General features: G+C 64.9%; 21 protein-coding genes. 11 read left to right on the top strand and 10 right to left on the bottom strand.

All coding sequences use genetic code 11. The annotated features are described in order from the left end of the window. Positions 1 to 22 precede the first annotated feature (22 nt). Positions 23 to 703, top strand: coding sequence for a CDP-alcohol phosphatidyltransferase family protein (locus tag K9B35_RS06870; protein WP_224921055.1), 681 nt, complete (start codon positions 23 to 25; stop codon positions 701 to 703). After that, positions 700 to 1077, top strand: a complete 378-nt coding sequence (locus K9B35_RS06865; protein WP_224921054.1) for an EF-hand domain-containing protein — start codon at positions 700 to 702, stop codon at positions 1075 to 1077. The genes K9B35_RS06870 and K9B35_RS06865 overlap by 4 nt, the downstream gene beginning before the upstream one ends. On the opposite strand, the gene K9B35_RS06860 is transcribed toward K9B35_RS06865, so the two are convergent. Genes K9B35_RS06860 through K9B35_RS06845 form a run of 4 tightly spaced genes read right to left on the bottom strand, consistent with a single transcriptional unit; the run spans position 1078 to position 4592 of the window. Then, the gene (locus tag K9B35_RS06860) at positions 1078 to 2304 is read right to left on the bottom strand and encodes an SAM-dependent methyltransferase (RefSeq protein ID WP_224921053.1); all 1227 of its coding nucleotides are present in this window, start codon (positions 2302 to 2304) and stop codon (positions 1078 to 1080) included. 59 nt (positions 2305 to 2363) lie between these two features. Continuing rightward, a complete protein-coding gene (locus tag K9B35_RS06855) occupies positions 2364 to 3113 on the bottom strand; it encodes a molybdopterin-binding protein (RefSeq protein ID WP_224921052.1) in 750 nt (249 codons plus the stop codon). After that, the gene (locus tag K9B35_RS06850) at positions 3110 to 3844 is read right to left on the bottom strand and encodes a cytochrome b/b6 domain-containing protein (protein WP_224921051.1); all 735 of its coding nucleotides are present in this window, start codon (positions 3842 to 3844) and stop codon (positions 3110 to 3112) included. Before K9B35_RS06850 ends, K9B35_RS06855 begins: the two co-directional genes overlap by 4 nt. Next, a complete protein-coding gene (locus K9B35_RS06845) occupies positions 3837 to 4592 on the bottom strand; it encodes a sulfite exporter TauE/SafE family protein (RefSeq protein WP_224921050.1) in 756 nt (251 codons plus the stop codon). The genes K9B35_RS06850 and K9B35_RS06845 overlap by 8 nt, the downstream gene beginning before the upstream one ends. A gap of 144 nt (positions 4593 to 4736) precedes the next feature. Here K9B35_RS06845 and K9B35_RS06840 point away from each other — a divergent pair, with 144 nt between their 5' ends. Both K9B35_RS06840 and K9B35_RS06835 read left to right on the top strand, forming a co-directional pair. Further along, entirely contained in the window at positions 4737 to 5126 is a 390-nt protein-coding gene (locus K9B35_RS06840) for a CZB domain-containing protein (protein WP_224921049.1), read from the top strand. 74 nt (positions 5127 to 5200) lie between these two features. Continuing rightward, positions 5201 to 6037 (top strand): PhzF family phenazine biosynthesis protein, encoded by an 837-nt coding sequence (locus K9B35_RS06835; RefSeq protein ID WP_224921048.1) that lies wholly within the window; start codon positions 5201 to 5203, stop codon positions 6035 to 6037. Positions 6038 to 6139: 102 nt separating this feature from the next. On the opposite strand, the gene K9B35_RS06830 is transcribed toward K9B35_RS06835, so the two are convergent. Both K9B35_RS06830 and rlmN read right to left on the bottom strand, forming a co-directional pair. Beyond that, the gene (locus K9B35_RS06830; protein ID WP_224921047.1) at positions 6140 to 6604 is read right to left on the bottom strand and encodes an outer membrane protein; all 465 of its coding nucleotides are present in this window, start codon (positions 6602 to 6604) and stop codon (positions 6140 to 6142) included. Between the two features lie 156 nt (positions 6605 to 6760). Beyond that, on the bottom strand, positions 6761 to 7969 hold the full coding sequence (gene rlmN / locus K9B35_RS06825; RefSeq protein WP_224921046.1) for a 23S rRNA (adenine(2503)-C(2))-methyltransferase RlmN: 1209 nt from the start codon (positions 7967 to 7969) through the stop codon (positions 6761 to 6763). Between the two features lie 160 nt (positions 7970 to 8129). Here rlmN and K9B35_RS06820 point away from each other — a divergent pair, with 160 nt between their 5' ends. Next, positions 8130 to 8531 carry a DUF4168 domain-containing protein gene (locus tag K9B35_RS06820; RefSeq protein WP_224921045.1) on the top strand — a complete coding sequence of 134 codons (402 nt, stop codon included), beginning with the start codon at positions 8130 to 8132 and terminating at the stop codon, positions 8529 to 8531. Between the two features lie 25 nt (positions 8532 to 8556). Here K9B35_RS06820 and K9B35_RS06815 read toward each other — a convergent pair whose 3' ends face one another. After that, entirely contained in the window at positions 8557 to 9021 is a 465-nt protein-coding gene (locus tag K9B35_RS06815) for a hypothetical protein (protein ID WP_224921044.1), read from the bottom strand. Further along, positions 9018 to 9644: a histidine phosphatase family protein gene (locus K9B35_RS06810; protein WP_224921043.1), complete on the bottom strand. Its 627-nt coding sequence runs from the start codon at positions 9642 to 9644 to the stop codon at positions 9018 to 9020. The genes K9B35_RS06815 and K9B35_RS06810 overlap by 4 nt, the downstream gene beginning before the upstream one ends. A 133-nt stretch (positions 9645 to 9777) precedes the next feature. On the opposite strand from K9B35_RS06810, the gene K9B35_RS06805 reads away from it, so the two are divergent. Together K9B35_RS06805 and dnaN are read left to right on the top strand one after the other, a co-directional pair. Further along, entirely contained in the window at positions 9778 to 10434 is a 657-nt protein-coding gene (locus K9B35_RS06805; protein ID WP_224921042.1) for an outer membrane protein, read from the top strand. Positions 10435 to 10581: 147 nt separating this feature from the next. Beyond that, positions 10582 to 11685, top strand: a complete 1104-nt coding sequence (dnaN, locus tag K9B35_RS06800) for a DNA polymerase III subunit beta (protein ID WP_224921041.1) — start codon at positions 10582 to 10584, stop codon at positions 11683 to 11685. Between the two features lie 48 nt (positions 11686 to 11733). Here the strand turns inward: dnaN and K9B35_RS06795 are convergent, their stop codons facing one another. Next, positions 11734 to 12390 carry a hypothetical protein gene (locus tag K9B35_RS06795; RefSeq protein WP_224921040.1) on the bottom strand — a complete coding sequence of 219 codons (657 nt, stop codon included), beginning with the start codon at positions 12388 to 12390 and terminating at the stop codon, positions 11734 to 11736. Then, entirely contained in the window at positions 12383 to 12595 is a 213-nt protein-coding gene (locus K9B35_RS06790; protein WP_224921039.1) for a helix-turn-helix transcriptional regulator, read from the bottom strand. The genes K9B35_RS06795 and K9B35_RS06790 overlap by 8 nt, the downstream gene beginning before the upstream one ends. Before the next feature lie 134 nt (positions 12596 to 12729). On the opposite strand from K9B35_RS06790, the gene K9B35_RS06785 reads away from it, so the two are divergent. The 4 genes from K9B35_RS06785 (at position 12730) to gyrB (ending at position 18885) form a co-directional block, all read left to right on the top strand. After that, positions 12730 to 13479 (top strand): ubiquinone biosynthesis protein COQ4, encoded by a 750-nt coding sequence (locus K9B35_RS06785; protein ID WP_224921038.1) that lies wholly within the window; start codon positions 12730 to 12732, stop codon positions 13477 to 13479. A gap of 53 nt (positions 13480 to 13532) precedes the next feature. Continuing rightward, a complete protein-coding gene (recF, locus tag K9B35_RS06780) occupies positions 13533 to 14597 on the top strand; it encodes a DNA replication/repair protein RecF (RefSeq protein ID WP_224921037.1) in 1065 nt (354 codons plus the stop codon). A gap of 83 nt (positions 14598 to 14680) precedes the next feature. Then, positions 14681 to 16288, top strand: a complete 1608-nt coding sequence (locus K9B35_RS06775) for a bifunctional GNAT family N-acetyltransferase/carbon-nitrogen hydrolase family protein (RefSeq protein ID WP_224921036.1) — start codon at positions 14681 to 14683, stop codon at positions 16286 to 16288. A gap of 59 nt (positions 16289 to 16347) precedes the next feature. Then, entirely contained in the window at positions 16348 to 18885 is a 2538-nt protein-coding gene (gene gyrB, locus K9B35_RS06770; RefSeq protein ID WP_412103442.1) for a DNA topoisomerase (ATP-hydrolyzing) subunit B, read from the top strand. The last annotated feature ends 43 nt before the right edge of the window (positions 18886 to 18928 follow it).

The following is an 18928-nucleotide window of genomic DNA, read 5'->3' as shown; positions in this document are numbered from 1 at the left end:
TCCGCATGGAGGATAGGGAACTATGACAGATCTAAGACAGGAGCCCCCCGCGCTCGACCGGATTCAGCAGAATTGGCTGGCAGCCGGTGAACGGCGCATCCTGAACTGGCTTTGCGCGCACATGCCGACCGCGATCACGCCGGATGTGCTGACGCTGACCGGCATGGTTGGCGCCGTGATGGTGTTCGCAGGCTATGTCGCGAGCAACTGGGGCATCGGATGGCTTGCGCTGACGCTGGCCGGCTATGCGGTGCAATGGTTCGGCGACTCGCTCGACGGCAGCCTCGCGCGCTGGCGGCGGATCGAGCGGCCGTCTTATGGCTATTTCATCGACCATAGCTGCGACGGGATGGCGAACCTGCTGATCGTCGCGGGCATCGGGCTCAGCCCGTTCGTGACGATGGACGTCGCGATGATCGCGCTGGCGGGCTATCTGCTCATGTCGATCCACACCTTCCTCTCCGCACGCGTGGTCGGCGAACTGCGCCTCTCCTATCTCGCCGCCGGGCCGACCGAGTTGCGGCTGATGCTGATGGGCATGACGGTGATGATGTGGGTGCTGGGGCCGGATCGCGGGCTGTTCGGCTTCATCTCCGGCTTCGACCTGTTCGTCGGCGGGATCGGCGCGATCCTGATTTTGCTGTTCCTGGGCCAGACGATCGCGACCGGACGGCGGCTCGCGGCACTGGAACGGCGGCGATGATCGCCGCTCTCGCCCTGCTCATGCTTCAGGCGCAGCCAGTGCATGTGGCGCCCGGCCCGCTGCCCAAGGCGGAAGCCGAACGCCGGGCCGCCGAGCGCTTCGCCGACCTCGACCTCAACGAAGACGGCTCGATCGAACGCGATGAGGTGCGGGCGCGCTTCGATTTCGAGGCGAGCGCCGAGGCGACCTATGCCGCATCGCGCCAGTCGAAAAAGGCAAGCCAGCCGCGTCCGGCAGTGCGCGCGCCGCGGACCGACTGGGCCAGGGCCGATGCGTGGTTCACAGCAGCGGACAAGGATGGCGACGGCAAGGTGACGCGCGCGGAACTCGACGCGCATCTTGGCGCGGATATCGAGCAACTCGGCGTCCAGTAATCAGCCGCGCAGCCGCGCTTCTTCCGCCGCCATATAATCCCGCGTGATCGGGAGCGCGGTGCGGGACCGGCTATACTGGAGCTGGTAATTGACCAGCCCGCCATTCTCGAAACTCACCAGCGACCCGGCGAGATAATAGGTCCACATCGCGAAGAACCGCTCGTCATAGAGCGCGACGATCTGCTGCCGTGCCGCCATCGCGCGGTCGTACCAATGCTGCAGCGTGTGGCCGTAATGCAGCCGCAGCACCTCGACATCGGTGAGGAAGAAGCGCAGCTCCTCATGCCCGCGCAGAATCTCCGACAGCGCCGGGATATAGCCGCCGGGGAAAATATACTTCGCGGTGAAGGCGTCGGTCACCCCCGGCCCGCCCGCACGGCCGATCGTGTGGAGCAGCATCACCCCCTCGGGCGTCAGCAGCTCGCGGCACTTGGCGAAGAAGGTGCGGTAATGCGCCGGGCCGACATGCTCGAACATGCCGACCGACACGATCCGGTCGAACTGCCCGGTGACATGGCGATAATCGATCAGCTCGAAGCGCACCTTGCCCGCCACGCCCGCAGCTTCGGCACGTTCGCGCGCGATCTTGAGCTGCTCCTCGCTCAGCGTCACGCCCAGCACCTCGGCCCCGGTCTTTTCGTGGAGATACAGCGCCATGCCGCCCCAGCCGCAGCCGATGTCGAGCACCGTCATGCCGGGTTTGAGCGCCAGCTTGGCCGCGATATGCGCCTTCTTGTCCGCCTGCGCCTGCTCCAGCCCATTCGCCGGGTCGGTGAAATAGGCCATCGAATATTGCCGGTCGGCGTCGAGGAACAGGTCGTAGAGTTTCGCCGACAGGTCGTAATGATGCGCGACATTCCGCTTCGACCGCCGCGCCATGTTGATGCGATCGAGCCGGAAGCGGACATTATCAAACGCACGCTTCACCGGACCGATATCGAGATTGCCGGTCTTGTCCTCCCACCGGTTGTTCGCGGTGACGAGGCGCAGCAGCGCAAGGATGTCGCCAGTCTCAATCACCAGCCGCCCGTCCATGAAACACTCTGCCGCGCCGAGCGCCGGATCGGTCAGGATGCGCCGCGCCACCGACGGATCGGTGAAGCGGATCGTGACAGGAGCAAGGCCGGGATCGGGCGATCCAAAACTGCGCGCACTGCCGTCCGCATGGATCACGGTGAGTTCGCCGCGCTTCACGGCGCGGGTGAAGAAATGATCGATCAGCGCCATGCGCGGCAAGCTAACGGCTGGACTTTGTTTCGCAAGTGCGAAGGTGACAGAAAACCGCGCTAAATCCCCGCATACCATTCGTAATCGGCGACATCCTCCCAATAGCCGCCCTTGCCGCGCCCGATCCCGTCGAGCGACGCGACCGCCTCGACCCGCATGACATATTTGGCGTGCTTGTAGCCAAGCTGCCGCTCGACCCGCAGCCGCACCGGCGCACCATGCGCGATCGGTAGGATGCGGTCGTTCATCGCCCACGCCATGATCGTCTGGGGATGAAAGGCGTCGATCAGATCAACCGATTCATAATAGGCACCACCGCGCAAACTGTCGGCGCAGTGGAACACCAGATAACGCGCACTGTCGCGCAGCCCGGCAGCGTCGAGGATCGCCGACAGCTTCGGCCCCTGCCACTTGCCGATCGCGCTCCACCCTTCGACGCAATCATGGCGCGTGATCTGCGCCCGCTGCGGCATCGCGCGTAGGTCGGCCAGCGACAGGCTGAGCGGCCGCGCGACCAGCCCGTCAACGCGCAGCCGCCAGTCGGCGAAGCGATTCTCGGCAAGCGCCATATATGCGGGAGTTCCCGGGTTCCGCGTGCCGTTCGAGCGGAACCGCGGCGACATGTCCTCGGGCGAGAACTCTCGGGCGAGCGCATTGCGGTTCGTAATGACGCGCTGCAGGCTGCGATGCACCGCCTCTGCCTTGAACAAAATGTCGCGCCCGGCCTCACTCTTGCCGACGCTGTCGCATCCGGCGAGCAGCCCGCCCGCGCCCGCGACGATCAGATTGCGGCGGGTGATCAGCGTCATGCGTCCTCCTCGCGCGGCACGCGCCATTTGCCGGTCACCATCGATCGCACCTCGTTCAACGGCCCGGCCAGGATCACCAGCGCGAGATGGACGATGATGAACAGCACCAGCAGCATCGTGACGATGAAATGGATCGACCGCGCGCTCTGCCGCCCGCCAAAGATGTCGAGCAGCCACGGCCACGCCGCATTCATCCCCGGCGACATGGCAAGCCCGGTAAAGATCACCAGCGGCAGCAGCACGAAGATCACGCCCGCGTAACTGAGCTTCTGGAAGATATTGTACGCGCGCGGGTTTTCGGGGTCGTGGAAACGCAGCGCGAGGTGCGACTTGAAATCGGCGATCAAATGCCCGCGCGACAATTCGCTGCGCGCGATGCGCAGGTCGCGCTGGAAATGCCGGTTGATCAGGCTGACGATCATGTACGCCAGCAACGCAAAGGCCAGCACCAGCGCGAAGAACAGATGCCAGCGCCGCGCCATTGCAAGGTTGTAGGTCGACGGGATCGTCAGCCACCCGGGCACCCGCGCAGTGTCGAAAAACCAGATCAGCTTGAACCATGGCCGGTCGTAATTCGCGCCATATTCGCCCCAATAAAGCTGGCCGTGCGCATTAAGGATCATCAGCCCGCTGCCGAGCAGGATGATCACGCTGACCGCCGTCACCCAATGCCACAGCCGCGTCGACAGCGTGTGGCGGCGAATCACCTCCGGGGGCGCGGGATCATCCATAGGCACGGACGAAGAATATCACCGTCGTTGCCGCCGTCACCAGCAATGTCCACGCGCGCACGACGCCCGGCGACAACCGCTTGCCGATCGCCGCGCCGCCGAAGCCACCCAGGATCGCACCCGCCAGCATCGGCAGGCACGCGCGCCATTCGACCATCGCAAAACCGATGAACACGAACGCCGCAGCAAGGTTGGCGACAGCCAGCATCAGCGTGCGGATCGCGAACAACGCGCGCGGCTCGATATTGGCGAGCAAGCCATAGGTCGCGGTGGTCATCAGCCCCACCCCGCCGCCAAAATAGCCGCCATAGATGCCCAGCAGCCCCTGCGCGCCGATCAGCGTGCGCCGCCCGATCGTAACCCGCGCATGCAGCCAGTCGGCCGCGCGCCGCCCGAACGCCATCACAACAAAGGCGAACAGCAACAGCCACGGGATCACGACATCGAACGTGTCGCTCGGCGTCAGCACCAGCAACAGGCTGCCGGCCAGCCCCGCAAAGAAGGTGATCAGTGCGAGCAGCAGCACCGACAGCCCTGCCACCGGCCCCAGTTCGTCCCGAAACCCCCATGCGCTCGCCGCCGCGCCGGGCAGCAGCGCAACGTTGGACGTCGCGTTGGCGATGTTGGCGGGCAAGCCGAGCGCAATCAGTGCGGGCAGCGTCGCGAACGTCCCGCCGCCCGCCAGCCCATTCATCACGCCGCCGGCGATACCGGCGAACAGGGCAAAGAGCAAAGCGGGCCAGTCCATCCAGCGCCCCTAGGCTGCGGGTGCAGAAATGCAAAGGCCGGCCGCGGCTTCCGCTTTGGGTAGCTGATTTGCCTCGCGCCCCGCCCGGCCCGCGCTGCACCGCCTAGAATAGCCCTGATAAACAAGGATAAGGGATTGGAATTGATGGACGGACGGGATCTGCTGGCACAAGTGCAGGCGGCGATTGGCGCGCATGGGGCATGGAAGCTGAAGCTCAGCACGGCGGTCTCAACCGGTCGAAGCGATGACGAGCCAGCCAGCGTTTGCCGTGACGATCTATGCCGCTTTGGCGCCTGGCTGCACGGCCCGGACATCGCTCCTTCCATCCGACAGGGCAAACCCTATCAGGTCGTTCGGCGCCTCCATGCCGAGTTCCACCAATGCGCCGGCGAAGTACTCGATCGGGTCAAGCGTGGCGATCAGGCAGGCGCCAGCGCGCTGCTCGCCGGCGACTATACCGATCGCTCCGCAACGCTGATCCGCGCGCTGACAAAGTGGAAGAGCGAGCTTCAGGCCGTTTCAGAACCCGTCTGAGGCCCCGGCAAACCGCCCCTTGCGTCAGCGCGGGTCGCAGTTCAATCCGCCGGGCTGGAACAAGGAGCGCGGCGATGAAACTCGATCTGGTCGACGTATTCGGGGCGGACGGAAACACCGGCAATCCGCTCGCGGTGGTGCATGACGCGCAGGCAATGGACGCCGATGCGATGCTCGCGCTCACCCGCTGGCTCGGCTTTTCGGAAACGACCTTCCTGATCCCCGCGACCGATCCGGCGGCGGACTATCAGGTGCGTATCTTCTACCCGGCGGGCGAACTGCCCTTTGCCGGGCATCCGACGCTTGGCACCTGCCATGCCTGGCTGGAGGCGGGCGGGGTGCCGCGCGACCCCAGCCGGATCGTCCAGCAATGCGGTGTCGGGCTGGTCCCGATCGCGCGCGATGGAGGCTTGCTGTCCTTCCGTGCACCGCCGCTGGCCCGCTCCGGTCCGTTGAGCGACGCCGAACGCGCCGAAGCCGCGCGGCTTGCCAATGTGCCGGCGGAGGCGATCGTCGATGCGGTCCACGCCAATAATGGGCCGGGATGGCAGCTGCTGCGGCTGCGCTCGGCGGCGGATGTGCTCGCGGTCGACCCACCCGCACGTGCGCCAGCGGGAACCGATATCGGGTTGGTCGGCCCCCATCCCGATGGCAGCGAGATCGCGTTCGAGCTGCGCGCCTTCTTCACCGACGGCAATGGCCGGCTGATCGAAGACCCGGTGACCGGCAGCCTCAACGCCGCGACCGCGCAATATCTGTTCGGCGCAGGACTGGCCACGGGCAGCTACACCGCCGCGCAGGGCCGCATGACCGGATGCGACGGACGCGTCGAAGCGCGGATCGACGCCGACGGTCATGTCTGGATCGGTGGCCGCACTGCGACCGTGGCACGCGGCGGCGAACTCCTTTAATTTCGCGCGGTACCGCAATTCAGCGCAGCTGAATCAAACGCTGAAACAAAAAGGGCGACCCTTGCGGGCCGCCCTTTCCGTGTCTCGTTCCGATCGAAGCGATCAGAAGCGCAGGCCGACGCCGACGCCCGCGAAGTTCACGTCCGGACCTTCGACCAGGGTGCGGCGATACTCGACCTTGGCGTAGACCTTCTCGCCCAGGTTGTGCTGGTAGCCGGCACCGGCGAACGCGCCATCGTCGCCGTCGGCGAAGCCGTAGCCGCCGAGCACATAGGCGCGGCCAGCGTCGCCAACCTTGGCGCCAACGCGGCCACCGATGGTCCAGAACACGTCGGTATCTTCAGCAAGGACCTTGTCGGCCGCGCCTTCGATGCCGATGAACGCGGTGTCGCCCAGATCGAAGTCATAGCCGACTGCGACGCCAGCAAATGCCTCTTCGGCGCCCTCGGCCCAGGCGATACCGCCACGGACTTCGACGCGGGCTTCGCCCGGTGCAGCGTCCTGAGCGAACGCGGGCGCAGCGACGGTGGCAGCAGCAAGCGCCGCAAGAATAGCAATCTTACGCATACAAAATTCCCCAAGCAGGATGTTGTTTTTGGTTCCGCAACGCGATGTTGCGACACCGTAACTAGGGACCCACCCCGTGAGTTACAAGAGTAACACGGTTCATTTTTACCACGACGTGATCAACGTGTTGCAAATCGGCAACAGCAGCGCGAATGGCTAACCCAGTGCGGCCTGTTTCTCATCCGCCAGCCGGTCGAGCTCGGCGCGGCTCTTCTTCTCGCTCGCGGTCTTGAGCTGGCCGCACGCCGCATCGATGTCGCGCCCCCGCGGGGTGCGCGCCGGGGCAGAGATGCCAGCGCCGAACACGATCTCCTGAAACGCGCGAATCCGCTGGGGCGTCGAGCATTCGTACGGCGCACCCGGCCACGGGTTGAACGGGATCAGATTGACCTTGGCGGGCAGCTTATAGTGCTTGATCAGCCGTACCAGTTCGCGCGCATCGGCGTCGCTGTCATTCTTGTCCTTCAGCATCACATATTCGAACGTGATGCGGCGGGCGTTATTGGCGCCGGGGTAATCGGCGCACGCCTGCAACAGCTCCTCGATCCCGAACTTGCGGTTGAGCGGCACGATCTCGTCGCGCACTTCCTTGGTCACCGCGTGGAGCGAGACGGCGAGGTTGACCCCGATCTCCTCGCCCGCCCGCGCCATCATCGGCACAACGCCACTGGTCGACAGGGTGATGCGGCGCTTGCTCAACGCGATGCCGTCGCCGTCCATCACGATCTTCAGCGAATCGCGGACATTGTCGAAATTATAGAGTGGCTCGCCCATCCCCATCATGACGATGTTGGTGAGCATACGCCCCTCGGGCTGGCTCGGCCATTCGCCCAGCGCGTCGCGCGCCAGCATCACCTGCCCGACGATCTCGCCGGGCTCGAGATTGCGGACGAGCCGCATCGTGCCCGTGTGGCAGAAACGGCAGTTGAGCGTGCAGCCGACCTGGCTCGACACGCACAAGGTTCCCCGATCCGCGTCGGGGATAAACACCATCTCGTAATCCTGCCCATCGTCCGACCGCAGCAGCCATTTGCGCGTCCCGTCGGTCGACACCTGCGCCTCGATCACCGCCGGTCGCGAGATGACGAAGCGCTGCGCCAGCCAGGGCTGCATCGTCTTCGAGATATCCGTCATCAGGCTGAAATCGGTGACACCGCGATTATAGATCCAGTGCCACAGCTGTTTGGCGCGCAATTTCGCCTGTTTGGACTCCAGCTGCGACGTCTCCAGCGCCATGCGCAGCTCCGCCTTGGACAAGCCGAGCAAGTCGATACGGCCATCGGCGCGCGGCTTCAGGCTGCGCGGAACGGGCACGGGATCGATGTGCCCGGCGATGGACATCAGGGGATTCGCGACTGATTGCATTGCGCGCATATAGCCGAAGTGACGGCAGATTTCCATGCCCCGCCTATCCCGGGGCAGCCACGGCTTACCGAGGAAGGGTTGCGATCGGGGTCCCCCGTCGGGAACTTTGGCGCATGCGCGTCCTTTGACGCCTTTGAATGCAACCAATTGGAGCAGTAACTTGATCACCCTGACCCACGCAGCGCTAGCCGCCGGCGTTCTGTTCGGCACCCCCGCCATCGCGCAGACGACGCCGCCGGCGGCCCCCGCACCCCAGGCCCAGACCGCGGCCCCGACGCCAGTGACTGACGAGGAAGTGACCAAATTCGCCCGGGCAGCGCTCGCCGCTGATGCAGTGACCAAAGACGCGTCGATCCCTGCGGCGGACAAGACTACAAAGATGACGGAGGCCGTTACCGGCGCGGGTCTCGACACCGGTCGCTTCAACGAGATCGCGACACTGGCTCAGACCGATCCGGCGGTGAAGGACAAGGTTCAGGCAGCAATCGTCGCGGTGCGTGATGGGCCGCAGGCCGCCGTCCCCGCACCGGCCGCCAGCCCGACCCCTGGCGGGCAGCAGTAAAAATGGCAGCGGGGGCTGCGCCCGGCTAACGCCGCGCGCAGCCCATTGCCGCCGCGTCGATCGCGGTCGCCGCGCCTTTGAGCGCATAGACATCGGCGAATGCCCCGCCGCCGCGCGCGACGCTCTCGACACTCATCGAACGGCTCGATCGAATCGCCGCGACGATGGCGCGGTCGGTGCGGGCATCCGGCGCCCACGCGTCGCTGGCCCCGGCGATCAGCTCGAAGCGGCGCTCGCCGATCGCCAGCGTCACCTTCGCGCGCGGATCACGCGCGCGGCTCAGCCGCACATGAACCTGATTGCGCGCCTGCGAACGGGGCCAATTGGCGATGCTGGCAAACGCACCCGCCCCGCCCCGCACCGGCTGCCCGATCGCGTAGCAGCGGGCGGGGCCCGCGTCGCGAAACGCGCCCCAGCTATCGAACACCCCGAGCGACTCGCGGCCCTGCTCCTGCGCAGCAAGGGACATGGCGAGAAGGAGCGCGATCATGCCGGCGCCCGTCCGCTGCCCAGGTGGACCACGGTCTCTTCCCCGCCCTCGATCATCACCACCGATCCTTGCGGCAGGCCGGACGAGATCGGGGCCGCAAACTCGGCATGCCCGCCCTGCCCAGTCATCACGCCACGCAGCACGCGGCTGGAAATGCCATGCATGATGATCAGCCGATCGCCCGGATCTTCATGCGTGTCGGCAAGCCAGGCGGAAACGCGCGCCGCAATCTCCGGATAGGTTTCGCCATCGGGCGCCGGATGGAGCAGCCCGGTCGGGGCGACGACCGGAAGGTCGCCCGCTATCAGATCGGCGTAATAGCGCCCGCCCCAGCTGCCCATGCCGATCTCCGTCAGCCGCGGATCATGCCGCGCGGCGTGCCAGTCGAGTTCCAGATGTTCGGCGATCACCGCCAGCGTCTGCAGCGCGCGGCCGGTATCGGATGCCCACAGCATCAGCGCAGGCGCCCGACCGAGCAGCGTCGCCAGCGCCTGCCCCATCTCGTCTGCCTGCGCGAAGCCGGCGCGGGTCAGCGGCGTGTGCAGATGCTCGCCCTGCAACCGGCGTGCGGCGTTGAACACCGTCTCGCCATGTCGTGCGATGAAATCCCGTCCCTTGCGCATCGCCAACTGATTGAGTGCCCTGTGGCACAAAAGCAACGGTTTTCCGTGTTTATCCAACGTTCATGCAACTTGTGCGGCGCAGCGTCATTAGAGCCCCCGACCCGTGAACGGGTTGAGTTAAGGAGTTTCAGTAATGCGTATCGCAATTGCAGCCGCGCTGGCCGCATCCACCATGATCGCCACCCCGGCCTTCGCCCAGGACACCGATCCGACCTTCACCGGCCTCCGCGCCGGCGTCGTTGGCGGCTATGACATCCTGCGCCCGGGCAGCAGCGAGGACAGCGACATTGATGGCGACGACCAGAATGTCGACGGCTTCCTCTATGGCGTCGAGCTGGGCTATGACATCGGCGTCGGCGGCGCAGTGGTCGGCGTTGAGGCCGAGCTGTCGGATTCGACCGGCAAGGTCGAGTCGCGTTCGACCGATCCCAACTTCTTCGGCTTTGGTGAAGTCGGCGCCGGCCGCGACATCTATGTCGGCGTGCGCGCCGGCGTTCTCGCCTCGCCGAGCACGCTTATCTACGCCAAGGGCGGCTACACCAACGCCCGCCTGAACGTGCTCGCGACCGACGGCACGACCGAACTGCGCGAGAATTTCGAGCTGGACGGCTGGCGCATCGGCGCAGGCGTTGAGAAGGCGATCGGCACCAACAGCTACGCCAAGCTCGAATATCGCTACTCGAACTATTCGAACGCGAATTTCGAGTATCGCAACGGCGCGATCACCGAGGATTTCGACATCGACACCGACCGTCATCAGGTCGCAGTTGGCGTCGGCTTCCGCTTCTGAGCGGACTGCCGTCCACAAATGAATGAGGGGAAGGGCTGGAGCGGCTTGCTCCAGCCCTTTTTCACGTTAAGGATATCTCGAACTTCCGACGGCAATTCGGGCGCCGTCAGTTGATTATGGGCGTCCGCCCGGGGGTTTGGAATACACATGAAAGCGACGATCGAACGCGCCACGCTCCTTCGGGGCCTCAGCCACGTCCAGTCGGTGGTCGAGCGGCGCAATACCATCCCCATCTTGTCCAACGTGCTGATCGAGGCATCGCTGGACGGATCGCTCCGCCTGATGGCAACCGATCTCGACCTGCAGATCGACGAAACCGTCCCGGCAGCGGTGGATCAGGCAGGCGCGATCACCGTGCCCGCGCACACGCTGTTCGACATCGCCCGCAAGCTGCCCGAAGGGTCGCAGGTCGAGCTGACCGCGGCCGACGGCAAGATCAAGATCAATGCCGGCCGCGCGAAATTCGAACTCGGCACGCTGCCGCGCGACGATTTCCCGGTGATTGCGGAGGGCGAACTGCCCACCGTGTTCGAGCTGCCCGCCGAAACGCTCAAGCAGATCATCGACAAGACCCGATTCGCAATCTCGACCGAAGAGACGCGCTATTATCTCAACGGCATCTTCCTGCACGTCGCCGACGACATGCTGAAGGCTGCAGCGACCGACGGCCACCGCCTCGCCCGTGTCACCGTGCCGCGTCCGGAAGGCGCCGAAGCGATGCCCGACGTCATCGTCCCGCGTAAGTGCGTGGCCGAGCTGCGCAAGCTGCTCGACGAGGTCGACGGATCGGTCGGCGTGTCGCTGTCGGGATCGAAGATTCGTTTCGACCTGGGCGCCGCGATCCTGACCTCGAAGCTGATCGACGGCACCTTCCCCGATTACAGCCGCGTCATCCCGACCGGGAACGACAAGATCCTGAAGATCGACCCCAAGAGCTTCATGCAGGGCGTCGATCGCGTCTCGACCATCGCGACGGAAAAGACCCGCGCGGTGAAGATGGCGCTCGACCGCGACCGGATCACCCTTTCGGTGACCAGCCCCGACAACGGCACCGCGGCTGAGGACGTTCCCGGCGAATATGCCGCGCAGCCGTTCGAGATCGGGTTTAACTCGCGCTATCTGATGGACATTCTCGGCCAGATCGAAAGTGACCTGGTCGAAGTCCACCTCGCAGACGCCGCTGCGCCGACGCTGATTCGTGAGAATGACAAGTCGCCTGCGCTCTACGTGCTGATGCCGATGCGCGTCTGACGGTTCGGGAGGGCGGGACAGCCCCGCCCTCCCGCCGCCCGGCTGCGATCAGAGCTGCCCCAGCCCGCGCCGAAAGCCGATCCAGGTCGATACAACCAGATACAGTGCCATCACCAGCGTTAGCAGCGTCCAGCTGTCGACATCGGCGACCAAGCCCAGCTTCGCCAGCGTCGCCCAGATGAACAGCGCGAGTTGCGCACCCCAGAAACACACCGCGCCAGCCAGCAGCGACACTTGCCGCATCAGCTCATCGCTCGTGCGATAGAGCCGCCAGTTCAGCCAGGTCTGCCCCGCTAGCGCCGCGAGCACTGCCGCCGCGCTGATCGCGCGTGCATCAGCGCCCAGGCCGAGATGCGCCAGGATCGGCGGGGCGGCAAGGATCGGGCCGGACAGCGCGATGATCACGCCCTGACGGCGGATTGCCAACATCGAGTCGCGGTCCGGCGGTTCGCTGCCCGGCTGGCGGAACGCCACAAGTCGGCGCCAGCGCTGCTCCGACGCGCTCATCACCAGTACGAAACCGCCCATGAACAACAGCATGAAGCCGATGCCGAGCGACGCGAGCTCGGCAATCGTCCAGCGCTCGAACCCGGTCTTGTCGACAAACATGGCGACACTGAAACCAAATCCAGCACCGATAATGCCGCCGATCAGCGCTTCGACGGCATGCCGCCGCCAGCGTTGCGCGCGCGTGAATTCAGTCACGTTCGGGTGCGATCCAGTCATCGAGGAAAATTTCATCGACTGCCACTCCAAAGATTTTCGCCATCCGCAACGCCAGCGGCAGGCTGGGGTCATATTTGTCGGTCTCGACCGCATTGATCGTCTGACGCGAGACGCCGAGCAGCCGGGCGAGGTCGCCCTGACTCAAGTCCGTCTCGGCACGCAGGATCTTGAGCCGATTATTCACAAATGCTGTCCAGAGGTCTTGTCCATATGACAAGAGCTCTTGTCATAGCGGCGAGGCCCTTGTCAAGAGCTCTTGTCATGCTTGCACTGCGACCGGTAATGGCTTATTGACAACTCTGTCAGTAAGGACGGCCTATGGCGACGCAAGCAATCGACTGGAGCAAACCCCGCAGGCGCGAATGGGGGACGGCGCTGGCCGCGCTGCGCCGCCTGCTCGCCAATGGCGATGATACGGTGCAGGTGTTCCGCATCATGCGCGCGCTGAACGGCGACACGCTCGCCCGCAACTACCGCAGGCTGCTCACCACCCCCGAAGGCGGGCGGATCGCCTACCGCCGCACCGAACTCGCCGAAAAATTCTCCGACCGCGCTTGGCTCGATTCGCTGCCTGCGGGCAGCGTCGGTGCGGCCTATCGCGCCTTCCTCGACCGCACCGGCTATTCGGCGCAGGGGCTGGCCGATGTCAGCTATGCCGATGCCGATGTCGAGCGCGGGATCGAGCATCCGCACGCATGGTATGGCCGGCGTGAGCGCGACGTCCACGACATCTGGCACGTCATTACCGGCTATCAGGCCGACGAGCCGCTGGGTGAAGCGTGCCTCGTCGCTTTCTCCTACGCGCAGACCGGCGGCCTGGGCTGGGCGTTCATCGCGCTTGGCGCCGCGCTCAAGAGCCTGCGCGTGACCGGATCGCGCAGCTTCGCCAAGGCGGTGCGCGAAGGCTATCGCCACGGCAAGGTCGCGCGCTGGCTGTCGGGCGAGGATTATGAACTGTTGCTCGCCGAACCGCTCGATGCCGTTCGTGCGCGGCTGAATATCGGCGACCCGGCGCTGTACCGCGCGGCACAGGCCGAATTGCGCGACAAGGGCCTCGTCGGCATCTAGCACTTGCCGCGCGGACGCTATCGCGCGGCGAGCGGGACCGCTAAGGCGCAGCGATGGCCCTCACCCGCCTCGTCCTGACCGACTTCCGCAATCATCGCGATACGATCCTGACCCCCGGGCCGGGCTTCGTCGTGCTGGCGGGGGACAATGGCGCGGGGAAGACCAATGTGCTGGAGGCGGTGTCACTGCTCGCCCCTGGCCGCGGGCTGCGCCGCGCACCGCTGACCGAAGTGGCGCGGCAGGGCGGGGCCGGCGGGTTCGGAGTAGCGGCGCAACTTGACGCTGAGGTCGAGATCGGCACCGGCACGCAGGCCACAGCGCCTGAACGTCGAATCGTGCGGGTCAATGGCGCCACTGCCGCTGCAACCTCGCTCGGCGAATGGTTGACGGTGCTGTGGCTCACACCTGCGATGGACCGCCTGTTCGCCGAACCGGCAAGCGAGCGGCGGCGTTTCCTCGACCGACTGGCTCTCGCGCTTGCCCCCGGCCACGCGCATCACAGCGCGCGCTACGAAGCCGCGATGCGCGAGCGCAACCGTCTGCTCGGCGCGGACGAACCCGCCGATCCCGATTGGCTGACCGCGCTTGAAGCGCGCATGGCCGAGCATGGCGCAGCGATCGACACCGCGCGCCGCGACACCGTGGCCCAGCTTGCCGAAGCCCTTGCCGGACAGCCGGAAGGCCCATTCGCACGCGCGGGCCTGGCAATCGAGGGCGACGACGCCCGCGACCTCGCGGCGCGCCTGCGCTCGGGCCGATCGCGTGATGCAGCTGCGGGGCGCACATTGGTCGGGCCGCATCGTCAGGACCTGGCGGTCATTCATCTGTCCAAACGACAGCCTGCCCATCTCTGCTCGACCGGCGAGCAAAAGGCGCTGCTGCTCGCCATCGTCCTTGCCCATGCAGAATTGGTCGCGGCGCGCATCGGTCGCGCGCCGATCCTGCTGCTCGATGAGGTCGCCGCCCATCTTGATCCTTCGCGCCGTGCGGCGTTGTTCGATCGGCTGGCCGGGCGGGGGCAGGTGTGGATGACGGGTACCGAGCCAGACCTCTTCGTGAACATGCCGGGCCCGCTCCACCACTATCGCGTTACGCGCGGGACGCTCGACGAGACGTGAACGCTCAACTTGTGCCAAGTACCAGCGGCTGAACTTTTTCAGATCGCGTGCGTATCGAAGGCTGTTGAAGAACCGGAGCATCGATGACCAGAGCCACCCCCGCCAAGCTCGAAATTCGCAACGCGACGCCTGAAGACATCCCCGGCATCCTCGCGCTGACCCGCAAGACCTATCGCAACGTCGACAATTACAGCGTCGGCATGATCCGCGGACATATCAACAACTATCCCAGCGGCGTATTCGTCGCGCTCTATGAGGGTGAGGTAGTCGGCTATTGCGCCGCGAGCCGGATTGACGAGGAAGTGGCACTCGCCCCGCACGACTGGGAATCGATCACCGGTAACGGATTTGGCAGCCGCCACGATCCCACGGGCGACTGGCTCTACGGCTATGAGATGGTCGTGGCGTCGAAGCAGCGCGGATTGCGCATCGGCAAGAGGTTATACGACGCGCGCCGTGTACTGGTCGAGCGCCTGGAGCTTAAGGGAATCGTGTTCGGGGCGCGGATTCCCAATTACCGCCGCTTGATGGCCAAGGTTGACGGTCCCGCCGATTATATCGAGCGCGTCGTCGAGGGCGAGATCCGCGATCCCACCATCGGTTTCCAGATCGCCAACGGCTTTCGCCCGATCGGCGTGCTTCCCGACTATCTGCCGGAAGACAAGCCATCGGGGGGGCATGCCGCGCACATGGTCTGGCGCAATCCCTATGTCGATCCGAACGAACCGCCGACGCATCGCGTCCCGCGCGACATCGAAAGCGTCCGTCTCGCGACCGTCCAGTTCCAGGCACGCGCAGTAAAGGATTTCGACGAGTTCATGCGCAACGTCGAATATTTCGTCGATGTCGCGGCGAACTATCGATCAGACTTTGTCGTCTTTCCAGAGCTGTTTACCCTGTCGCTCCTGTCGTTCGAGGGTCGCGACCTCTCCCCCGCCCAGGCGATCGACCGGCTGACCAGCTGGCGCAAGCCGCTAGTCGAGAAGCTGTCGGATCTGGCATTGTCCTATAACGTCAACATCATCGGCGGGTCGCACCCGACCTATACCGAGGATGGCGAAATCCAGAATGTCGCCTATGTCTGCCTGCGCGATGGCTCTGTCCATGCGCAGGAGAAGATCCACCCCACCCCGGACGAGGCCTATTGGTGGCGGATCAAGGGCGGCGACAGCGTCGATGTGATCCAGACCGATTGCGGTCCGATCGGCGTTCTGATCTGCTACGACAGCGAGTTTCCCGAACTCGCCCGGCGACTGGTGGATGAGGGCGCGCGGATCATCTTCGTCCCCTTCTGCACCGATAGCCGCCAGGGCTATATGCGCGTCCGCTATTGCGCGCAGGCCAGGGCGATCGAAAACCAGTGTTTCGTCGTCATGAGCGGAAATGTCGGCAATTTGCCGGGCGTCGAGAACATGGACATCCAGTATGCGCAAAGTTGCATCCTGACTCCGTGTGACTTTCCGTTTGCGCGCGACGGCATCGCCGCAGAGGCGAGCGAGAATATCGAGACGCTCACGATCGCCGATGTGAACCTTGCCGACCTGACCTGGGCACGGGCTGAGGGCACGGTCCGCAACCTCACCGATCGCCGTTTCGACCTCTATCGAATCGACTGGACGCAAAGCCCCCGCGGCGAGCAAAAGATGCCGATCGGCCATGGCCATGAAAAGAAGGGGCCGGGCGGGGGGTAAAGCGCCGCGCGGGGCCCATTTTGCTTCCGTTTTGTGACCGGCGATCCTATATGCCGGGCATGGCATCCCAAGACGATAAAACCCCCGAAAATACCCCCAACGCAAACGCCTATGGCGCGGATAGCATCAAGGTTCTCAAGGGCCTTGACGCGGTGCGCAAGCGGCCGGGCATGTATATCGGCGACACCGATGACGGTTCCGGCCTGCACCACATGGTGTTCGAGGTTTCGGACAATGCGATCGATGAGGCGCTGGCCGGGCATTGCGACAGGATCATCATCCAGCTGAATGCCGACGGATCGGTTAGTGTCGAGGATAATGGTCGCGGCATCCCTACCGGCATCCACAGCGAAGAGGGGGTCAGCGCGGCCGAGGTCATCATGACCCAGCTGCACGCGGGCGGAAAGTTCGAGAACACCTCGGACGACAATGCCTATAAGGTGTCGGGCGGGTTGCACGGTGTCGGCGTGTCGGTGGTCAACGCCCTGTCCGAATGGCTCGACCTCAACATCTGGCGCGACGGCGAGGAGCATTATATGCGCTTCGCGTTCGGCGATGCGGTCGCCCCGCTCAAGGTTATCGGCCCGGCCGTCGATGAGAACGGCAACCCCAAGAAGGGGACGCGCGTCACCTTCCTCGCCTCGCCCGCAACCTTCAAGATCACCGAATATGACTTTGAAAAGCTCGAGCATCGCTATCGCGAGCTGGCGTTTCTGAACTCTGGCGTCCGCTTGTTTCTGCGCGATGCGCGGCACGAGGAGGTCAAGGAAATCGAGCTGTTCTACGAAGGCGGGATTGCCGCGTTCGTCAAATATCTCGATCGCAACAAGACGGCGCTGATGCCCGACCCGGTCGCGATCGCCGGCACCCGCGACGACGTCACAATCGACGTCGCGCTGGAGTGGAACGACAGCTATTACGAAAATGTCCTGTGTTTCACCAACAACATCCCGCAGCGCGACGGCGGCACCCACCTCGCCGCCTTCCGCGCCGCGCTGACCCGCACGATCAATAATTATGCGGACAAGTCGGGACTGTTGAAGAAGGAAAAGGTCACCCTCACCGGCGACGACATGCGTGAGGGGCTGACCGCGATCGTGTCGGTCAAGCTGCCCGATCCGAAGTTCAGCAGCCAGACCAAGGACAAGCTGGTCAGCTCAGAGGTGCGCCAGCCGCTAGAAAGCCTGATGGCCGACAAGATGAGCGACTGGCTGGAAGAAAATCCAGCTGTTGCACGGCAGATCATCCAGAAGGTGATCGATGCCGCCGCCGCGCGCGAGGCCGCGAAAAAGGCGCGAGAGCTGACCCGGCGCAAGGGGGTGATGGACATCGCCAGTCTGCCCGGCAAGCTCGCCGACTGCCAGGAGCGCGATCCTGCCAAATCCGAACTGTTCCTGGTCGAGGGTGACTCGGCAGGCGGATCGGCGAAGCAGGGCCGCGACCGGCATTTCCAGGCGATCCTTCCGCTGCGCGGCAAGATCCTGAACGTCGAGCGCGCGCGCTTTGACCGGATGCTGTCGTCCAAGGAAATCGGCACGCTGATTCAGGCGATGGGCACCGGCATCGGCCGCGACGACTTCAACCTTGAAAAGCTGCGCTACCACAAGATCGTCATCATGACCGACGCCGACGTAGACGGCGCACATATCCGCACGCTGCTGCTCACCTTCTTCTATCGCCAGATGCCCGAGATTATCGAGGCCGGGCACCTCTTCATCGCCCAGCCGCCGCTGTACAAGGCAAGCAAGGGGCGGTCCGAAGTGTATCTGAAGGACGATGCCGCGCTGGACCAATATCTGGTCGATGCGGGCGTCGGCGGCACCGTGCTCGACACGTCCGGGGTGCAACGCACTGGCGAGGAGCTGCGCGAGCTGGTCGAACATGCCCGCCGGATGCGCACGCTCGTGCGCTACGTCCCGCGCCGCTACGATCCGATGATCATCGAGGCGCTGGCGCTGGGCAAGGGGCTCGATCCCAACGCATCGCGTGAGCAGCGGGCAGACAGCCTCACCTCGGTGGTCACCCGCCTGGATGCGGCGGATGCGGACGCACGCTGGTCTGCGCGCGTGACGGACGATGGCGGCTATCATTTCGAGCGCGCATGGCGCGGCGTAACCGACCATCATGTCGTCGAGGCAGCGTTCCTCGTCTCCGCCGAAGCGCGCAAGCTCCACGCGCTCGCGATCGAACATGCCGACAAGTATCTCGTGCCCTCAAAGCTGATCTCGTCCAGGGCCAGCGCCGCGGCAGAGGCCGCCGAGGCGGAAGCGGCATCCGATGGCGAGGAAGCGGCCGCTCCTGTAACCGCCGCCAAGGGGGAGGCGCTGGTTTCCCGCCCCAGCCAGCTGCTCGACGCGATCCTCGCCTTTGGTCGCAAGGGCCTGTCGATCCAGCGCTACAAGGGGCTGGGCGAGATGAATGCCGAACAGCTTTGGGAAACCACGCTGGACCCGTCGAACCGGTCGATGCTGGTGGTCCAGGTCGATCAGGCCGATGTGGCGGATGAGATCTTCACCCGACTGATGGGCGACGTGGTCGAACCGCGCCGCGAGTTCATTCAGGAAAATGCGCTCAGCGTCGCCAATCTCGACGTTTGATCGCAGAATCCAAACAGCGCGGCGCTGGACGGATTGCCGTCCG

The organism is Sphingomonas sp. R647 (genome assembly GCF_020177055.1).
Lineage (GTDB): Bacteria > Pseudomonadota > Alphaproteobacteria > Sphingomonadales > Sphingomonadaceae > Sphingomonas.
Note: the sequence above shows the minus strand (reverse complement) of the source record. Positions and strands in the feature narration are given on the sequence as shown.